At 37.1% G+C, this 17,252-nt stretch carries 19 protein-coding genes and 1 other annotated feature; of the genes, 18 read left to right on the forward strand and 1 reads right to left on the reverse strand.

Translation table 11 applies throughout. The annotated features are described in order from the left end of the window. The first annotated feature begins 115 nt into the window (after positions 1-115). The 5 genes from deoD to MKY76_RS09785 all read left to right on the forward strand — a co-directional run bounded on the left by deoD (position 116) and on the right by MKY76_RS09785 (position 4,952). On the forward strand, positions 116-823 hold the full coding sequence (gene deoD, locus MKY76_RS09765) for a purine-nucleoside phosphorylase (protein ID WP_342557728.1): 708 nt from the start codon (positions 116-118) through the stop codon (positions 821-823). A gap of 62 nt (positions 824-885) precedes the next feature. Beyond that, a complete protein-coding gene (locus MKY76_RS09770; RefSeq protein ID WP_342557729.1) occupies positions 886-2,067 on the forward strand; it encodes a nucleoside transporter C-terminal domain-containing protein in 1,182 nt (393 codons plus the stop codon). A gap of 171 nt (positions 2,068-2,238) precedes the next feature. After that, positions 2,239-2,667 (forward strand): hypothetical protein, encoded by a 429-nt coding sequence (locus MKY76_RS09775; protein WP_048390590.1) that lies wholly within the window; start codon positions 2,239-2,241, stop codon positions 2,665-2,667. Positions 2,668-2,832: 165 nt separating this feature from the next. Further along, complete coding sequence (locus MKY76_RS09780) at positions 2,833-3,771, forward strand: rhodanese-related sulfurtransferase (RefSeq protein WP_288580612.1); 939 nt, start codon at positions 2,833-2,835, stop codon at positions 3,769-3,771. A 287-nt stretch (positions 3,772-4,058) separates the two neighbouring features. Beyond that, a complete protein-coding gene (locus MKY76_RS09785; RefSeq protein ID WP_054548781.1) occupies positions 4,059-4,952 on the forward strand; it encodes an SDR family oxidoreductase in 894 nt (297 codons plus the stop codon). A gap of 166 nt (positions 4,953-5,118) precedes the next feature. Here MKY76_RS09785 and MKY76_RS09790 read toward each other — a convergent pair whose 3' ends face one another. Further along, positions 5,119-5,610, reverse strand: coding sequence for a DinB family protein (locus tag MKY76_RS09790; RefSeq protein ID WP_281116165.1), 492 nt, complete (start codon positions 5,608-5,610; stop codon positions 5,119-5,121). A gap of 227 nt (positions 5,611-5,837) precedes the next feature. Here MKY76_RS09790 and MKY76_RS09795 point away from each other — a divergent pair, with 227 nt between their 5' ends. The 13 genes from MKY76_RS09795 (at position 5,838) to topB (ending at position 17,206) form a co-directional block, all read left to right on the forward strand. After that, positions 5,838-6,053: a helix-turn-helix transcriptional regulator gene (locus MKY76_RS09795; RefSeq protein ID WP_279494689.1), complete on the forward strand. Its 216-nt coding sequence runs from the start codon at positions 5,838-5,840 to the stop codon at positions 6,051-6,053. Then, complete coding sequence (locus MKY76_RS09800) at positions 6,043-6,534, forward strand: hypothetical protein (protein WP_054548804.1); 492 nt, start codon at positions 6,043-6,045, stop codon at positions 6,532-6,534. Before MKY76_RS09795 ends, MKY76_RS09800 begins: the two co-directional genes overlap by 11 nt. Before the next feature lie 177 nt (positions 6,535-6,711). Further along, complete coding sequence (locus tag MKY76_RS09805; RefSeq protein WP_342557730.1) at positions 6,712-7,305, forward strand: VanZ family protein; 594 nt, start codon at positions 6,712-6,714, stop codon at positions 7,303-7,305. 155 nt (positions 7,306-7,460) lie between these two features. After that, positions 7,461-7,772 (forward strand): hypothetical protein, encoded by a 312-nt coding sequence (locus tag MKY76_RS09810; RefSeq protein WP_115674031.1) that lies wholly within the window; start codon positions 7,461-7,463, stop codon positions 7,770-7,772. Between the two features lie 140 nt (positions 7,773-7,912). Continuing rightward, positions 7,913-8,161: a binding site (T-box leader), on the forward strand. Positions 8,162-8,239: 78 nt separating this feature from the next. After that, positions 8,240-8,389, forward strand: coding sequence for a hypothetical protein (locus MKY76_RS09815; protein ID WP_196333027.1), 150 nt, complete (start codon positions 8,240-8,242; stop codon positions 8,387-8,389). A gap of 525 nt (positions 8,390-8,914) precedes the next feature. Continuing rightward, a complete protein-coding gene (locus MKY76_RS09820) occupies positions 8,915-9,145 on the forward strand; it encodes a hypothetical protein (protein WP_259949007.1) in 231 nt (76 codons plus the stop codon). A gap of 90 nt (positions 9,146-9,235) precedes the next feature. After that, positions 9,236-9,742: a GNAT family N-acetyltransferase gene (locus MKY76_RS09825; RefSeq protein ID WP_342557731.1), complete on the forward strand. Its 507-nt coding sequence runs from the start codon at positions 9,236-9,238 to the stop codon at positions 9,740-9,742. Between the two features lie 138 nt (positions 9,743-9,880). Then, entirely contained in the window at positions 9,881-10,384 is a 504-nt protein-coding gene (locus MKY76_RS09830) for a hypothetical protein (protein WP_281216584.1), read from the forward strand. 243 nt (positions 10,385-10,627) lie between these two features. Further along, a complete protein-coding gene (locus MKY76_RS09835; RefSeq protein ID WP_342557732.1) occupies positions 10,628-11,125 on the forward strand; it encodes a sigma-70 family RNA polymerase sigma factor in 498 nt (165 codons plus the stop codon). Further along, complete coding sequence (locus MKY76_RS09840) at positions 11,112-12,227, forward strand: hypothetical protein (RefSeq protein WP_342557733.1); 1,116 nt, start codon at positions 11,112-11,114, stop codon at positions 12,225-12,227. Before MKY76_RS09835 ends, MKY76_RS09840 begins: the two co-directional genes overlap by 14 nt. A gap of 219 nt (positions 12,228-12,446) precedes the next feature. Continuing rightward, positions 12,447-13,271 (forward strand): copper amine oxidase N-terminal domain-containing protein, encoded by an 825-nt coding sequence (locus MKY76_RS09845; protein WP_342557897.1) that lies wholly within the window; start codon positions 12,447-12,449, stop codon positions 13,269-13,271. A gap of 538 nt (positions 13,272-13,809) precedes the next feature. After that, positions 13,810-14,916: an alpha/beta hydrolase gene (locus MKY76_RS09850; protein ID WP_342557734.1), complete on the forward strand. Its 1,107-nt coding sequence runs from the start codon at positions 13,810-13,812 to the stop codon at positions 14,914-14,916. A gap of 160 nt (positions 14,917-15,076) precedes the next feature. Next, positions 15,077-17,206 carry a DNA topoisomerase III gene (topB, locus tag MKY76_RS09855; protein WP_326141666.1) on the forward strand — a complete coding sequence of 710 codons (2,130 nt, stop codon included), beginning with the start codon at positions 15,077-15,079 and terminating at the stop codon, positions 17,204-17,206. The last annotated feature ends 46 nt before the right edge of the window (positions 17,207-17,252 follow it).

Here is a 17,252-nt window from a genome sequence, read left to right on the forward strand (position 1 = left end):
AGATTTCTTGTAAAAGAAGTAGTTTTGGAAATGGCTGTGGGTATTTTTTATTGGTAAATGAAAACGGTTACCTAATTGGATTGGAGATAAATGACAAGTTTTTGGAGGAATGAAAATGAGTAGACATTTAGGAGCAAAAAAGGGAGAAATAGCTGAGCGTGTCTTGCTGCCTGGAGACCCTTTACGTGCAAGATTTGTAGCAGAGCATTTTTTAGAGAATGCTTATTGCTATAACGAAGTAAGAGGAATGTATGGGTATACAGGAACGTTCAAAGGTGTACCGATTTCCGTGCAGGGGACGGGCATGGGGAATCCATCGATGAGTATTTACGGTACTGAATTGGTCAACGATTATGGCGTGAAAAAATTGATTCGTATTGGCACATGCGGCGCGATGCAAAAGGACATTCAAATCCGCGATATCATTCTAGCCCAAGCAGTGTCTTCAGACAGCAATTTGACGGAGAAAATTTTCTACGGCAATAATTACGCACCAATTGCGGATTTTTCCTTATTAATGAAAGCGTTTCAACTAGCGCAAGGGAAAAAAGGCAATGTTTTTGTTGGCAATATTTATAATTCAGATGAATTTTATCGTGAAACATTAGATAGGCTTCATAAGTTTATGGAATTCGGTGTTTTAGGGGTAGAAATGGAAAGCACCGCCCTCTATACGTTAGCCGCAAAATATGGAGTAAAGGCATTGTCTATTTTGACGGTAGGTAGTCAACTACTAACAAATGAAAGCTTAACGCACGAGGAAAGTGAAAAATCCTTTTTTGATATGGTGGACATTGCTCTTCATACAATCATCGATGCGTAAGAGATTGCATGGGATGGGAAGAAAAAGCATTTGAAAACATTGTTCGTTACGGAGGGGACAACATGCATTATATTATTTCGATAGTAGGTCTACTACTCGTGCTATTTTTAGCATGGCTTGCAAGTAATAATAAGAAAAAGATTAAATACCGCCCAATCATTGTGATGATTGTTATCCAGCTTGTTTTAGGGTTTCTATTACTGAAAACAGGTATTGGGGAATTTTTAATTAAAGGATTTGCTGATAGCTTTGCAAAACTACTTGAATATGCCAATGAAGGCACAAATTTTGTATTTGGTGGGATGGCGAATGAGGGTGCACATACATTTTTCCTCTATGTTTTAATGCCAATCGTATTTATGTCAGCCATCATCGGCATATTGCAACATTATAAAATTCTACCGTTTATGATTAAATATATAGGTTTCGTATTAAGTAAAATCAATGGCATGGGAAAACTAGAATCCTATAATGCGGTTGCAGCGGCAATCGTAGGGCAAAATGAAGTATTCATTTCAGTGAAAAATCAAATTGGCTTTTTACCAAAGCATCGGCTTTATACCTTATGTGCTTCTGCGATGTCAACGGTATCGATGTCCATTGTGGGCTCCTATATGACGATGCTAGAGCCAAAGTATGTAGTGGCAGCTCTCATATTAAACTTGTTTGGTGGTTTTATCGTGGCCTCAATCATTAACCCGTATGAAGTACAAGCGGAGGAAGATATAATCGAAGTGCAAGAAGGTGAAAAGCAAACGTTTTTTGAAATGCTAGGCGAATACATTATGGACGGTTTTAAGGTAGCCATCATCGTCGGGGTTATGTTAGTAGGCTTTGTTGGGTTAATTGCCCTCATTAATGGTGTGTTTAATGGCATTTTCGGTATCACATTCCAAGGTTTCCTAGGCTATGTCTTTGCCCCAATTGCGTTTGTCATGGGTGTACCTTGGTATGAAGCTGTGAATGCAGGGAGTATCATGGCGACAAAGCTTGTGGCAAATGAATTCGTTGCCATGCTGGACTTCGTTAAAATCCAAGATAGCTTCAGTGAGCGTACAGCAGCGATTGTCTCTGTATTCCTCATATCCTTTGCTAACTTTGGCTCAATTGGTACCATTGTAGGTGCCGTAAAAGGGTTAAATGAAAAGCAAGGCAATGTAGTGGCACGCTTTGGATTAAAATTGCTATACGGTGCCTCACTTGTAAGTGTTCTATCAGCCATCATTATTGGGATTGTGTTTTAAAGAGAAGAAATGAGAGGTGCATATTTTAGGCGTATCAATCCCTAAAATATGCTTTTTTTTTTGATCTTTTGTCAGGTGAGAAACATTGTAACTTTCTTCCATGATTTTCGTTTGATCTATTAAGAGGTTGAATTGTACCAGCAGTAAAAATTCATAAGGGGAAGGATAAGAATGAAAACTTTCTATCATTGTTTAATCATGTGGATACCTTTTATAGTGCTGTTTGCCTTAGCTGGATTTGGCTTAGAAGTTTTAGAAGGAAGAAAAATCAGGACATCAGAATATATGACGGGATTTCGTGATTTAGGCGTTGGCTATATGTTCTTAATGGGCTCTTTTGCTTTTATTCTCTATCCGATTTCGTTTTTACCGCTAACATTTATTGTGAGTCGTTTTATGAAAAATTGGCTGTTTAAAGTGGTTACCTTCACTTTATTTGGTGGGGCAATAGGGGCTTTTTCTTTCGTAATCATTTATGATTCGCGATTTATAGAAGAATATAATTTAAGTATTATCAATTCGATGCTTATTTTTGGTATTGCGAGTTTACTCTATGCTTTAGTAGAAAATGCGGTGAAGAAAAATATAAAATTTGTTTAACGAATGAATGTGTCTTTTTTTATCTAGCGGCATATGGAAAATTATTTCTACTCATTTCAGTCTAATTACCGATAGCATATTAACGGATTATCCTTTATGGTTAATAGGTCGTAAAAGACACTATCAGGAATATCCTGCAAATATTGAAATGATAGGTGGAAAATAATGAATTATCGAGTTTTATTATATTACCATTACACGAAGATTGAAGACCCAGAGACGTTTTCAGCAACGCACTTAGAAATGTGTAAAGAAATCGGTTTAAAAGGTCGTATTTTAGTAGCCAATGAGGGCATTAACGGGACTGTTTCGGGGACGATTGAGCAAACAGAGCAATATATGGCAAACATGCAAGCAGACCCATTATTCGAAGGCATTGTCTTTAAAATTGATGCGGCAGAAGGACATGCATTCAAAAAAATGCACGTTCGCCCACGTCCTGAGTTAGTCAACTTAGGCTTAGAAGAAGACGTCAACCCACATGAATTAACAGGTCGCTACCTGTCACCAGAACAATTCCTTGCTGAAATGCAAGATGAAAATACAGTAGTATTAGATGTGCGTAACACGTATGAATACGATGTCGGCCATTTTCGTGGCGCGATTCGACCAGAGGTAAAAAATTTCCGTGATACACCAGAATGGGTCCGTGCAAACCGTGAGCTCTTCGAAGGGAAAAATGTTTTAACATATTGCACGGGTGGTATTCGTTGTGAGAAGTTTTCGGGTTGGATGAAACGTGAAGGCTTTGGCAATGTCGGTCAATTACATGGTGGTGTAGCAACATATGGAAAAGATCCTGTGGCGAAAGGTCAATTATGGGATGGGCAAATGTACGTTTTCGATGAGCGTTTAACGGTGCCAATCAATCAAGTAGAGCATGTGATTGTCGGTCGTGATCACTATGACGGTGAACCTTGTGAACGCTACATTAACTGTGCAAATCCTGAATGTAACAAGCAAATTATCGCATCTGAAGAAAATGAAGCAAAGCATTTAGGTGGCTGTACAATCGAATGTACACAGCATGCGCGCAATCGCTACATCGTGCGTCACAATTTAACAGAAGAGCAAGTAGCTCAAGCAATTGAGGCGTTAATTTAAACAAACAAAGCGTTATTAAATATCTTTCATAACCTACTTTATAGAGGTTCTTCAAACACTCAATGTAAGTGTTCAAACTATCCATTTCAACAGTGGACTAGTCTGCTCGCTTATATAGGGTGTTTTTTCTTTTGTAAGGAAAATGTAAATGACTCCATCATTGGTGGAAGGGCGGAAGAAATCTGATGCTGTTTAAAGTAAATGTTCAGAGGGTATTCAACAAAATGTAACAGTGTAAGCACACAAAGTGTTTGTCACTAATTAATCAAAATAGGAGATGATAGCTGATGGGAAACCCACATCTAACCGATCCACGTAAAAAATTTCATACCGAAAAATTCCCAAATCAGGAACAGAACACGCCAGCGCTACAGCATGGAATGATCCCCAAACCTGACTGCGGAGAAGAATCATATAAAGGATACAATCGTCTAGAAGGGCGCAATGCCTTAATTACAGGAGGCGATTCTGGGATTGGCCGTGCTGCCGCTATTGCCTATGCACGTGAAGGAGCCAATGTAGCCATACAATTCTTCCCTGGTGAAGAGGAAGATGCCAACGTCGTTAAAGAATTAATTGAAAAAGCAGGAAGAAAAGCATTACTGCTACCGTATGACTTGCGAGAAGACGGCACAGCGACAGAGATTGTTACAAAAACCGTAGAAGCCTTTGGCGGATTGGACATTCTTGTATTAAATGCTGCGCAACAGATCGCACAGCCATCCCTAAGTGACTTAACAATTAAACAAGTGCAAGACACTTTCAAAGTAAACATCATCAGCATGTTCGAGACCGTAAAAGCTGCTGAAGAACATTTGGAGCCAGGAAGTGCAATTATCACCACCACATCGGTTCAATCTTTCGATCCATCCTCATCTTTAATGGATTATGCCGCGACAAAAGGTGCAATAAGCAACTTTATGGTATCCCTCTCCTCGTACTTTGCTTCTAAAGGTGTCCGTGTCAATGGTGTTGCACCTGGCCCGATTTGGACGCCGCTTCAGCTGGATAACGGGAAATTAGAAGGAGAGATTCCTGAGTTTGGCCAAAATACGCCCCTCGGCCGTGCGGGACAGCCAGTAGAGCTTGCACCCGTTTATGTTCTTCTGGCCTCGGATGAAGGAAGTTATATCACGGGTCAGATTTATGGAGTGACAGGTGGTAAGCCGATAGACTTGTAAACTTACTAAAACCACTCTCGACATTAGTGATGTTCCACTGATTATGGTAGATAAACAGCTTAAGATGGATAATGAAAACGAATTAAATGATATGCCCCCTATAGTTAGTAGTTTGTCTCTAACTTAAGGGGGCATCTGCTTTTCAATCACCAATTGGAATCATCGTTTATAAGTAGGAGCGCTTAGCAGGCCATGAACCTTGTAGTTTACGAAGTTGAACAATTTGTCCTGTATGGTAAGCGTCGTGCAAAAGGATATTTAGATATTGTTGCCAAACTGGAAGAGCGGGACTAGGTTGATCTAATGCCTCTTCTTGCAAGGATGCTAATGAAGATTGTAGGGCATCATGTACGTGAAGGGTTCGATTCACTGTTTCTTGCCAAGCATCTTCATCATGAGCACCGCCTTGGACAAACGTTTCATCATTATTTTGTGGAGCAACAAATGTCTCATCTTTATGTAAGCGAGAAAGTAAGCGCTCTTTAAAGATTAATAAATGGGTTACATTTTCCCAAATCGTATTAGCAGCATTTCCTTCTGGTTGCCAACTAGCTTGTGCAGCAGTGAGATTCTTTAATGCTTCTGATAACGGTGGGTACCATTCCTCTTCGTAAAAAACCTGATTGACTCCATTTTGCAAGAGCTCTTTTTTACTCATTTGGATAACCTCCTTTTTGTAACGCTCAAAACATTCCTTACTATTAATTTATCAAATTTTCCGAAAATAGTACATAGTAATAGAATTTTGTTGTTCTTTACTCGACATTGCCATTTCATCTAACTAAAAATCAAATTGTAAAGTTTGCTTGACATACATAGTGATGTAAAGTAAACTTTACTTAACATTAAATGTATAGTTTGCTTTACATTTATAAAGGAGGCATTATGAAAAACAGAATTCGAGAATTACGAAAATTGAACAAGATTACGCAGGAAGAATTGTCGAAACAAGTTGGCGTTTCACGGCAATCAATCATTGCTATTGAATCAGGCAAATTCAATCCATCCTTAGAGCTTGCCTACAACATTTCCAAAGCGTTCAATAGCACAATTGAAGAAGTGTTTATATTTGAAGAGGGGAGAATGAATAATGGAGATTAATATCTGGGGTATGATTGGATTGTATGGGGGAGTGATTGGTGGACTTCTTGGATGGTGGTTCGGGCGACAGAAAGCTAGAAAAAATAGAGGTTTAGACGAGCTGTACTATCATATTTGGCAAAAGGCGAGATCCTATTCATGGTATGTGACATTAGGAGCGCTGTATGTTTTCTTTACGTTACTCAGTTTTGGGATTGAATTAAGCACTGCTATGGTTTTAGGTATCCTTTTATTAACACACGTAGCGAGTTGGGGAATCATCGGAATTATGATGACCATCAATATGTCCAGCGCAGCCCCATTACAGCCCTCGCGTGTGAAGGTGGGCCTATTCGTCTTCATGACGTCCATTATTGTATTCACGATCATCTCGATCCTGACGACAAACTGGCTGTTTTTATTATTTAGCATTCCACCTAATTTAATTGCACTTTTTACTGCACTTATTCCGAAGCGAAAAGATTCCGAGGTAACCTACTAAACTTCATACGAATATCGTACCGTTTTTTCCCCTATAGATATGGTGGTCTATGGGGGTGTTTTTTATAATGATAATAAAAACAGCTAAATGAAAAAATGGTAGTGGAAGAACACTATTTGACTAACATTGTTAAAATAAGTAAAATGATAGTTGTTACAAAATTTGGGAGGTGTTTACTTGCATACAAACTATGTTCTATATAATATTGTTCCTTTCGGATTTTTAGTGTTGTTGGTCTATATTTTTATAGATGTATTTCTTGATTACTTTAGAAAAGAAATCAAGAATAATCAAAGACGTGTTACTTTATACAGCTTTCTCTTCTATTTACTATGTTTACTTCAAATTAAAGTAGGGGGAATAACACTTTTACCTCTAAATCCAGCAGACAAGAGTAGACGTTTTATTACAGCTAATGATTGGTTTGGAATTTTTGATAGTATCCACTTCAATATGTATTTGTGGAGCTATTCATCTATAGTTTATAATTTTTTATTATTACTTCCTTTAGGGATATTTTTATGCGTTCTTTTCCATTTTAAAAATAGAAATAAAGCCATTTTTCTAGTGATATTGTGTTGTTTAGGTACAGAGCTTTTACGTCTACTATTAGGGTCGTTTAGTTTAGTTCCTAGGAACATTGGTGCTATAGATGCTATCTACTTGTTATGTAATATACTTGGTGGAATAATTGGTATATTAATAGTGAAAATATTTACGCATATACAAATGAAGCGAAAAGATAAAGTTTATAATGGTAGTTTTAATTGAATAATAGTTTTCGGCAATTGGGCGCGTTTATTTATAAACGTGTCTTTTTCTTTTAAAGGTCGATATTGTTGAATAATACAGTTATTTGAAACCTTTCCTACAATTTACCGTTAAGTATTGTTAAACGGCAATACAAATAGAAAGAGGGATTCGTTATGATTGGTTGGCTTAATATTGGCAGTCTCTTACTAGGAATAATCGCTTGGATACTTCCGATTATTTATCTAATGGGAAATAAAAAACATGAACATTCTAATTGGGGTATCCTTGCCGTTCTCAGCATCAGTGCCTGCGCTATTTCAATTAGTTTTCAGATGTTTTATAATTATCATTTAGTAAAAATTGAGGATTGGACGGCACTCATGGACACGACACGTGCAGTCGTGATAGCCACAGCAGTTCTTCTCATTTTTACATTGCTATTAAATGGCCTTACTTTTATTGTATATCAAAAGAACAAAAAGTAAGATATTCGTTGCCTGTTCGTATGATTGAAATATATTTTTGGTTTTCAGAGAGTGTAATGAAGCGAATGGTAATTTTTGGGCCTTTTACAATCGGGCGCTTTATTTAGCGAAAATCTACTCTTTCTCGTGAGATGGCTAGAACAAAGGCTATGAAAAAAATAGTATCAATTATTTTTACGAACAGAAAGCTACCGGTTGATGAGAGGTGCATGTAAAACGAGTGAGAATTCATCTTGGAGCTATGTACCGAAAAGATTATTCTAAGTAGGCTACGCCGGTAAGCACCCGTAATCATGTGCGAGAGTATCGTCAAATGACCGTACTTCTTAAGGTAAGTAATGTGAATTGCTTATAAATAAGGTGGTAACACGAGTTGAATCGTCCTTTTGGTTAATCCAAAAGGGCGTTTTTTTTATTCCTTTTTTGAACAAGTATTTGAAAATCTAAACGTATGAGGAGTAAGCATTATGAAAGATAATCATCAAGATTCACAACTAAAGCGGGAATTAAGTACGCGTCACATGCAATTAATTGCACTTGGCGGATCCATTGGGTCGGTTTATTTTATGACTCTAGTTCAACCACTCAAATGGCAGAGCAGGCAAAGTGAGGAATAGGCTCTAAAGTAGCGGTTAAAACATGAAAAGTAGCGGATACAACGTGAAAAGTGATGGATAGAGCAGGTAAAGTGAGGGATAGGTTCTAAAAAGGCGGTTAAAACATGAAAAGTAGCGGATACAACGTGAAAAGTGATGGATAGAGCAGGCAAAGTGAGGGATAGGCTCTGAAGTAGTGGTTAAAACATGAAAAGTAGCGGATACAAGGTGAAAAGTGATGGATAGAGTAGGCAAAGTGAGGGATAGGGCCATCTATTTTGCTCTTTTTCATTTAAGGGTCATATTGTTGAGTAAAGCAATACATCTTACATTTGCGTGTTTATCTTAACATTGGGTCCAATTGTTGAATAACATTCTTTTAAGTAAAGTTTCCAAACAAAGCTTCTGGCACTTTAAGTTTCAGCATTTTAATACATGATATACTTAAACGCACTTGAATTAACACAAGGTATATTGTTATCTTTGTAGAATCTAATTATTATAATAAATTGCGGTGAAATTCAATTCTATAAAGGGAGTGTAAAGGTGGACCTACTACTTTTGGTAACTATTGGTTTCATAATAATTGGATTTGTTGTGCTCGCTTCTATGAAAAAAGGTATGGAAAGTAAGGTCGCTTTTATAAAATTGAATATGGAAGAAGAGGGAAATTCATCAAAAGCAAGATCTGTAGTTTGGTGGATATGGAGTACCACTGCTTGGGGGATAGTAAGTCTGTTTCTTGTTGTTTGGTGTGTCCATCATTACTTTGGGTAACTTTTTGGCTTCAAATGGGTAAAAACAGGTACTGCACATTTCTAAATGAAATATTGTAGCAAAATATATTAAAAGCAAAGGGTGGGTATTTTGAAGATAATCGAGACGGAACGATTATACCTTAGAGCGTTAAAAATGGACGATCATCATGAATTATCAAAAGTGCTTTCCGACCCCGAATCTATGCAATATTACCCTCATCCCTTTAATCAAGAAGAGGTTAAAAATTGGATCAGATGGAATGAGAAAAATTATAAGCAATATAATCACGGACTATGGGCAGTTGTTTTAAAAGAAGGGGATCGATTTATCGGTGATTGTGGAATAACCATGCAAAACATTGACGGTGTATGGTTACCTGAAATCGGTTTTCACATTATTAAAGCGTATTGGAATAAGGGGTATGCGACAGAAGCGGCATCTGCTTGTAAGGAATATGCATGGAATGTTCTGGGCTATTCTGAAATATTTTCATACACGACCTTAAAAAATATCCCATCCCAAAAAGTTGCGGAAAAAATCGGGATGAAAAATTATAAGATTTTTGAGAAGAATGGTGAACAACAAATCGTTCAAGTTGCCTACAAAAGTTTATGAATAGTTAGTAACTCATTTTTTATTCCAGAAAAGGGCGCGTTAATATAGGAACGTGTCTTTTTCTTTAAAGAGTTGAATAGCATTCTTTTTGGGAATTAGATATTTATTTTATAGAAGGAATGTTATAAGGGGGATTGAATGAAGAAATATATAAAAGGTTTAGTACCTTGCATTTATTTGATGTTGTCGTTCTTTGTACTATCTGGCTGCAATGCTCAAAAAAGTGGTAATACTTATTATTTATTATTGATGGGTGAAAGTGAAAGCTGGAATCTAACTGGGTATGAAATTGTTATAACACCAGAAGACTTTAAAGCAGGATTTGGGACCTTAAAAATGAAAAACGTCAATACGTATATGACAGATTTCTTCCACTTTGAAACGCATGTGGTTATCGAGAATGATGATTCAGTCGTTCATACTGATTCAGTTACTGGTGAGACGAATATAGCAGAATATACAACTGGTGCTATTGCAGGGCCATACATCAATAAAAATGGTGACTTTATTACACTGAAAGATATACATGAGATTTATGTGGTCGTTGAATGGTGGGATACTAGTAAGAACGAAAGTATAAAAGAAAGAGTAGATTTATTTAACAAATCGAAAAAAGAACAGTCCTTCTTGAACGAACTATAGGTAAAGTTGAATAACGATCTTCTCGGACGCTTTTCTGAAATAATAGGAAAGCGTCTTTCTTCATGAAAAGGGCCATTATCAGTAAGCCCATCTAATACATAGGTACTGTTGCATCATCTAGAAGTGCATTGCATACTACTGCAATCTTGATAAAAAGGCTACTCTAAAATATTTCCAGGAGATTGAACAATTTTTTAGAAAACGAGCGTCTAAGTAGTAGGATTGAAACGAGGTGAGTTGTTGTTGGAACAAATCGTAGAACAATATGGTGAATATTTGTATCATCTTAGCTATTTATATATGAAGGATTTTCAGCTTGCAGAGGAGATTACACAGGACGTACTCATGAAGTACTTATTACATAAAGACGATTTTAGAAAAGATGCTTCATTGAAAACGTATTTAACCCGTATCGCTATTAATTGCTGTCACGATGAACTACATAAACAAAAGAGAAAATCATTTATTTCAAAGCTTTTACCACTAGGTAGAACTGAACCCTCCGTAGAGCAAACATATATAGCAACTGAAGATTTTGCAACTTTAAAGCAAATTGTCTTTGCATTACCACTTCATTATAGGGAAGTCATTGTACTGTTTTATTATGAAGAATTTGATGTTTCTGAAATTGCTAGTTTATTAAACGTCTCACAAAACACCGTTCGTACAAGGATTCGTCGAGCGAGAGAATTGTTGAAAACAAATCCGGAACTGGAGGCAATATTTTATGAAGGAATTTAAAGACAAGCTAAAAGAAGAATTGCGACAAGATGCCCCATTTACAAACGACATCAAGCAACGTATATTGCAAAAGAAACCCATAAAAAGAAAGTTTAACTGGCAGGTTGTCACCGTATCTATTGCAGCTTGTTTCATTATTGGGTTAATGCTATTCGTTGAGTTTTCTCAAAAGAATAACCTACAAACCGCAAGTCAGCAAAATGAGCTACTACCGATTGTCGATGATGTTTCTTCGTTAGACATCATTCAACCTAAATATGCCCATCTACTTGGAAAACAATGGATGCTGCATTTTTTACCAATGATTATCGATAAGGAAGCCCCCATTACGTATGGAGATTATATTGCTTTTTATGGCACGGATGGGCTTGTCGTTTCAACTGTATTAGGATTAGGGAATGATCATGTAACAATGAAGCAAGGGCAAATTTTAGTAGAGGATACCCCATTAAAAGTACATGGATTAAATGAGCAAATAAAAAAAGAGGATATCAATGACCCATTGAAAAACCCTTACTTTTTTCATAACTTTGGAACAAGACCAGCGCCATTCAATGACAAATCGATTTCTGCGAAAGAAAAAGAAATGGTTGTTTATGACAGTGACGAAGGCCATACGATTATGAAAATTAGTGAGGGGCAATTAGTCGGTAAGGTCGTAGGCTTCCAAAATTTTGAGCTAACATTTGAATTGTCTGAACAGGAGCAGCAAGTTTTTGATGCCTTTAAAGCGGATTATAATATTGAAAAGTTAAAAAATATGATACCCCAAGCGATTACTAAAATGTTTTTATTGAGTGATATTGAAAAAGATTATGAAACATATGAAGCATTGTTTACAACAAATAAGAACGAAGAAACAGAAAGTGTTCGAAGATATTATGAGAAAACGAAAATCGTACGTCAGGAGTTGTTTACAAAGGAAATAAATCGCCTTATTATTGCAAACCTCTTTGCTGGGCTAGAACATGCGGAGTTTGAGCAACAAACAGATACAACAGGTGTTGTAAAATTTATTTCACTTGAAGGACCAACAGAGCTAGGTATGGAGAAAAATGCCCAAGGAATTTGGCAGCCAGCCTTTAGTAGGGGAATTTATTAGGTTTTTAGAAAGGACATCAATTCTAGTTGATAATTTTCATCAGTATCTTTATCTAACAATCGGACGCGTTTATTTCGAAACGCGTCTTCTTTTATAGGTCATGTAGATTGAATAAAGAGCAGGATAGTTTAACGATATAGGTGGATTTTTATGGTAAAATATTTAGTGGAATGTATTTTTGGGGAGAATAGTGAGTTTTAAGAAAAGGAGTGTTCAATGTTGAAAAAAGTGTTCTCAGGAATTTTTCTTGGGTTGATTCTAATCATGACTTCGTCACCGGCATATGCAGCCGATTTTCAAATAAAAGTTGACGGTGTTACAATTGCATCTGATGTAAATCCAGAAGTTAAAAGTAATCGGACAATGGTTCCTTTACGTGTAATTAGTGAAAATTTAGGGGTAAATGTTGTATGGACGGATGCCCAAATCACACTTACTAAAAACGATATACAGGTAACACTAAAACTTAATCGTAATCAAGTGGTGAAAAACGGTAAAACAGAACTGCTTGATGTAGAGCCATATATGAAGAATAATCGTACTTTTGTTCCGATGCGTTTTCTTGCCGAAACATTTGGCAGCAATATCACTTACAAAAACGGTACAGTAACGGTTGAGACACAGCCTCTCTTTATTGATGGTATAAAAGTAAAAGCATTGCAATACGAATATCATATGACATTAGGCGGAGTCGTACAGCAAATCAATGGGAATGGTTATAACGAAGCTATTTATAATACTTTTATAAAAAATAATGGAAGTAAAATCGAAGCACCTACTTATAATCCTTGGGATTCTCATCCCATTCCAGTAGGAGACTATGATAAAAATGCGCAATTTGATTTTTTAGACCAAGACTCGAACAGTATCAAACGGTTTGATATTTATTTTTCCACGGGGGACTTGGGCGGAGTTTTGGTGCATGATACTACTGCAAATCATTGGTATGTCTACAGTGATACCGCAAGACTGGGAATACTTCAATTAATTGATACAGCCTCGTTGAACGGCTTTGTGACGGTTATGAGTAATACAGTTCCATAAGGTGGATGATAGTATAAACGGGGTTCTATATGGTCACTAATTCACCAATTCCAATATTATCGACACAAAGTAGGATAAAAATCAAAAACTGCATCCATTTAGATGCAGTTTTATTTTTTTCTAATCAGGGTTTCACCAAGTGGGATTCCAACCACAACAACCAAAACAGTTAAAATTAACAGTGCTCTAAAAATAAAATATGCAGCTTCATCAAACATCGTATCCCTCCTTCTTTTTTACAATACCTACCTCATATTCCGAAAGAATTATTGTTGTGTTTTTATAGTTTACGTCATTACAAGGTACGTATGCAGTTTTTAAAAAATTTGTGGTCTTCAGACATTTCTTTAGTAAGGAATGCGTCATGCTTCCTCTAAAGGGTCATTTTAAACCTTTAGAAAATGAAAGAATAAAAACTTTGTAATGATGCTATACAAGATCTTCAATCGTTATTTGCTAAAGAATGAGCTAAAGGTTAATAATCCTTTACCCGAGATAATAAATAGTAAACGATACATAAGTAAATTTAATGGGGGTTATGATGATGAGGATAGTGAAGAAAATAGCCAAGATGGCAGGAATCCTTCTAGTTATACTGACTTTGTTTATGGGGATTGGATACGCTATTCTTGTGATTAATCCGTTAGGAAATAAACCAGGCAAGCCAGTTGCGGATATTGAAGACAAGGTGGAGATTTGGGGAGAAGAAGTGGCAGGTAATCATTCGGGAAGTAAGCTTGACGATATGAATATTAAGGGCAATCCTAACAGACTTTTGGCGACATTCAAATTTTCCACTGGCATTGTGGGAGAAGACTATAAAGACAATGAAGCGGCCATTGATACCTTTACCTATGTCTATGAAATTGAAGGGGGCTATGAAAAATCAACCTATGAAGATAAGCCCTATCTGATTCCTTATACGGTAGCGAACAGTGACAGTGCCGTCATTATTATGCCAGGTGGTGGTTATGGCTTTAAGGAAATGGATGGAGGAACAGCGGAAGGAAAGGAAGTAGCTGCATCATTAAATAAAGCAGGTATTAATGCATTCGTTCTCCACTATCGTTCCAATCCCTATGAGTGGCCTATTCCACAGCTAGATGTTCAGCGTGCCGTCCGATTTCTACGTTATCATGCCAATGATTATGGTCTCCATCCAGATCGAATTGGTTTAATAGGTTTTAGTGCTGGAGGCTATCAAACGGGTAGCTTTATTAACCTCATTCAGGGAGAAAAACTGTTTCCTGCTAGTTATCAGCCTGATGCCATTGATGCTGTTGATGATCAAGTAGCATCCGCTGCTATGATTTACCCTGCATTGACGTATCGCTATAATGTGCCCATGCTCTTTGCTTCTTTTAATGATGAAGATGTCAGAAATCCAGAAAAACGTGAAGAGCTCTTGCAGCAGACAGATTTATCTACGCATTTCAGAACAGCTCATATACCTCAGTTTATAGCTTATGGGACAAAGGATTTAGCAATCGGGGTAAAAGGTCCACAGGAGTATATCCAATCTGCACGAAACGCAGACGCGGATGTGACTGTGTTAGTAGCAGAGGACCAGAATCATGGCTTTAAGCAGGAATACTATATGCGAGCGTATCTTGAATGGGTAAAGAAAATTTTTGCTTCTTTATAATTTGCTTAAGAGGTCAAAGATTTTAGTAAGTGCTATTTTATATGGTTTAAAGTAAAATAGTAGTAAGGTATTTCACCATCAACTCAACTAATCTGATTAGTTGAGTTTTATGTTTTTATAGAAAAGCTACTAAAATATTGTAAAGAAGATGTGATGATTAATGGGGAAAATTGCTATATTAGCAGAGAAACCATCTCAAGCAAGAGCATATGCAGACGCCTTTAAAGTGAAGCAAAAAGAGAAAACCTTTATTGAACTGGAACCTTGTGCTACTTTTCCTCATGGTGCAGTTATTACCTGGGCGGTTGGTCATCTTGTTGAATTAAAGGAGCCGAAAGAATATCAAAAGGAATGGGAGAAGTGGTCGCTTGCTTCATTACCGATCATTCCGCAAAAATTTGAAGATAAAGTGGTCTCTAAAATGTATCCACAATTCAATGCAGTCAAAAAAATCTTTAGTGATCCCCAAGTAACAATGATTTATAACTGCTGTGATAGTGAACGTGAGGGTTCAAATATCTTCTACTCCCTTTTGAAAATGACAAAAGTAAATAAGCCAGTTAAACGATTATGGATCAATTCATTAGAAGTGGAGGAAATCCGAAAAGGTTTTAATCATATGCAAGGTAATGAGCGTGATTTGCTTATGTACCAAGAAGCCAAAACGCGTCAAATTAGCGATTGGCTAGTAGGTATGAACTGTAGTCGCCTCTATACGCTACTGTTGCAGAAAAAGGGCTTCAAGGGCAGTATCTCCATCGGACGAGTACAATCGCCAACCGTCTATTTAATTTATAAAAGACAGCAGGAAATTGAACAGTTCAAGCCTGAAAAATTTTATGAAATCGAAGGGGTATTTAAAGCTCAAAATGGTGTATATAAAGGGAAGGCGAAGCTAAAGACAAAAGAGCGGGCTGAGGCAGTGCAGTTATTGCAACAGCATGGGATTGAACCGAATGATACAGGTCTCATTACAAGTGTCACGAACAAAACGAAGCGGATGGCACCACCTAAACTACATGCGCTATCAACTTTACAAGCGGCTGCCAATAAACGTTGGAAATACAGTCCATCACATGTGTTGAAACTTACGCAATCACTTTATGAGAAAAAGCTCGTTTCTTACCCACGTACCGATTCACAGCTCATTACACATAATGAGTTTGCTTATTTAAATGAATCATTAGGAAACTATCAGCAGCTCGTGGGAAAAGCATTTCAGCCAATCAATAGAGGGAAGAACAAGCGCTATGTCGACAGTGCCAATGTTGGGGAGCACTATGCGATAATTCCAACGAAAAAAATACCGACCGCCAAAGCGTTGCAATCCATGAATGCGGATGAACGAAATATTTATTTTGAAATCCTCAATACGACACTCGCTATGTTTCATCAGGATTATGAATACGATGAAAAAACGATTATCACGAATGTCAAAAATGTAGAGTTTAAAACAGTAGGGAAAACAGAGCTTGTCAAAGGCTGGAAAGAATTATTTTCAAATGAGACAGAGGTGCAGGCGCGTGAGGAGTCTTTACCTGTTGTCTTCCAAGATGAGCTGGTACAAAGTAAGATTGCTATACTAGAAGGCACGACAACACCTCCGAAGCCCTATACAGAAGGTCAACTCATTACGATGATGAAAACCTGTGGTAAATCGGTTGAGGATGAAGAGGAAATCGAGGTGCTGAAATCGATTGAAGGGATTGGGACGGAAGCAACTCGAAGTGGCATTATCGAGACGATTAAGAAGCATGGATTTATTGAAGTACGAAAAAATATCGTGAGCATTACACCGAAAGGACAGCTTTTATGTCAGGCAATTGAAGGAACATTACTGTCAAGTCCTTCCATGACGGCCAAATGGGAAATTTACTTACATAAAATTGGCCATGGGGAAGGCTCTGCCAAGCATTTTATTGAGAGCATAGGCAAGTTTATTCATCAACTAATAGCAGAGGTGCCTAAACAGTTAGAGTCACTGACAATTGAAGCAGAGCAGTTTAAACCAGCTGTGGTCAAAGATATTGCCATGTGCCCAGCATGCAAGGAAGGGAAAATAGGCTTGCGTAAAAGCTTTTACGGATGTTCGAATTATAAAAATGGTTGTAAGCAAACGTTCCCACAAAGGCTATTAGGAAAAAAACTAACGGAAAAAAACATCCATGATTTATGTAAGAGTGGGAAAACTGCTATGATGAAGGGCTTTAAATCAAAGAATGGCAAACAATTTAATGCAGCCCTACGTTTGGTAGAAGGAAAAATTGAATTTGAATTTAAAGAAAAGTAAATGCTGATAGTTTCAAAGGACTTCCAACATGAAAGTAGGATAGTGT

It is taken from the genome of Lysinibacillus sp. FSL P4-0201 (genome assembly GCF_038593425.1).
In the GTDB taxonomy this organism is placed as follows: Bacteria; Bacillota; Bacilli; order Bacillales_A; family Planococcaceae; genus Lysinibacillus; species Lysinibacillus capsici.

Excerpts from the sequence above, each read along its gene's own strand:
- deoD (WP_342557728.1), top strand. The coding sequence starts at position 116 with ATGAGTAGACATTTAGGAGCAAAAAAGGGAGAAATAGCTGAGCGTGTC.
- MKY76_RS09770 (WP_342557729.1), top strand. The coding sequence starts at position 886 with ATGCATTATATTATTTCGATAGTAGGTCTACTACTCGTGCTATTTTTA.
- MKY76_RS09775 (WP_048390590.1), top strand. The coding sequence starts at position 2,239 with ATGAAAACTTTCTATCATTGTTTAATCATGTGGATACCTTTTATAGTG.
- MKY76_RS09780 (WP_288580612.1), top strand. The coding sequence starts at position 2,833 with ATGAATTATCGAGTTTTATTATATTACCATTACACGAAGATTGAAGAC.
- MKY76_RS09785 (WP_054548781.1), top strand. The coding sequence starts at position 4,059 with ATGGGAAACCCACATCTAACCGATCCACGTAAAAAATTTCATACCGAA.
- MKY76_RS09790 (WP_281116165.1), bottom strand. The coding sequence starts at position 5,610 with ATGAGTAAAAAAGAGCTCTTGCAAAATGGAGTCAATCAGGTTTTTTAC.
- MKY76_RS09795 (WP_279494689.1), top strand. The coding sequence starts at position 5,838 with ATGAAAAACAGAATTCGAGAATTACGAAAATTGAACAAGATTACGCAG.
- MKY76_RS09800 (WP_054548804.1), top strand. The coding sequence starts at position 6,043 with ATGGAGATTAATATCTGGGGTATGATTGGATTGTATGGGGGAGTGATT.
- MKY76_RS09810 (WP_115674031.1), top strand. The coding sequence starts at position 7,461 with ATGATTGGTTGGCTTAATATTGGCAGTCTCTTACTAGGAATAATCGCT.
- MKY76_RS09815 (WP_196333027.1), top strand. The coding sequence starts at position 8,240 with ATGAAAGATAATCATCAAGATTCACAACTAAAGCGGGAATTAAGTACG.
- MKY76_RS09830 (WP_281216584.1), top strand. The coding sequence starts at position 9,881 with ATGAAGAAATATATAAAAGGTTTAGTACCTTGCATTTATTTGATGTTG.
- MKY76_RS09840 (WP_342557733.1), top strand. The coding sequence starts at position 11,112 with ATGAAGGAATTTAAAGACAAGCTAAAAGAAGAATTGCGACAAGATGCC.
- MKY76_RS09850 (WP_342557734.1), top strand. The coding sequence starts at position 13,810 with ATGATGATGAGGATAGTGAAGAAAATAGCCAAGATGGCAGGAATCCTT.
- topB (WP_326141666.1), top strand. The coding sequence starts at position 15,077 with ATGGGGAAAATTGCTATATTAGCAGAGAAACCATCTCAAGCAAGAGCA.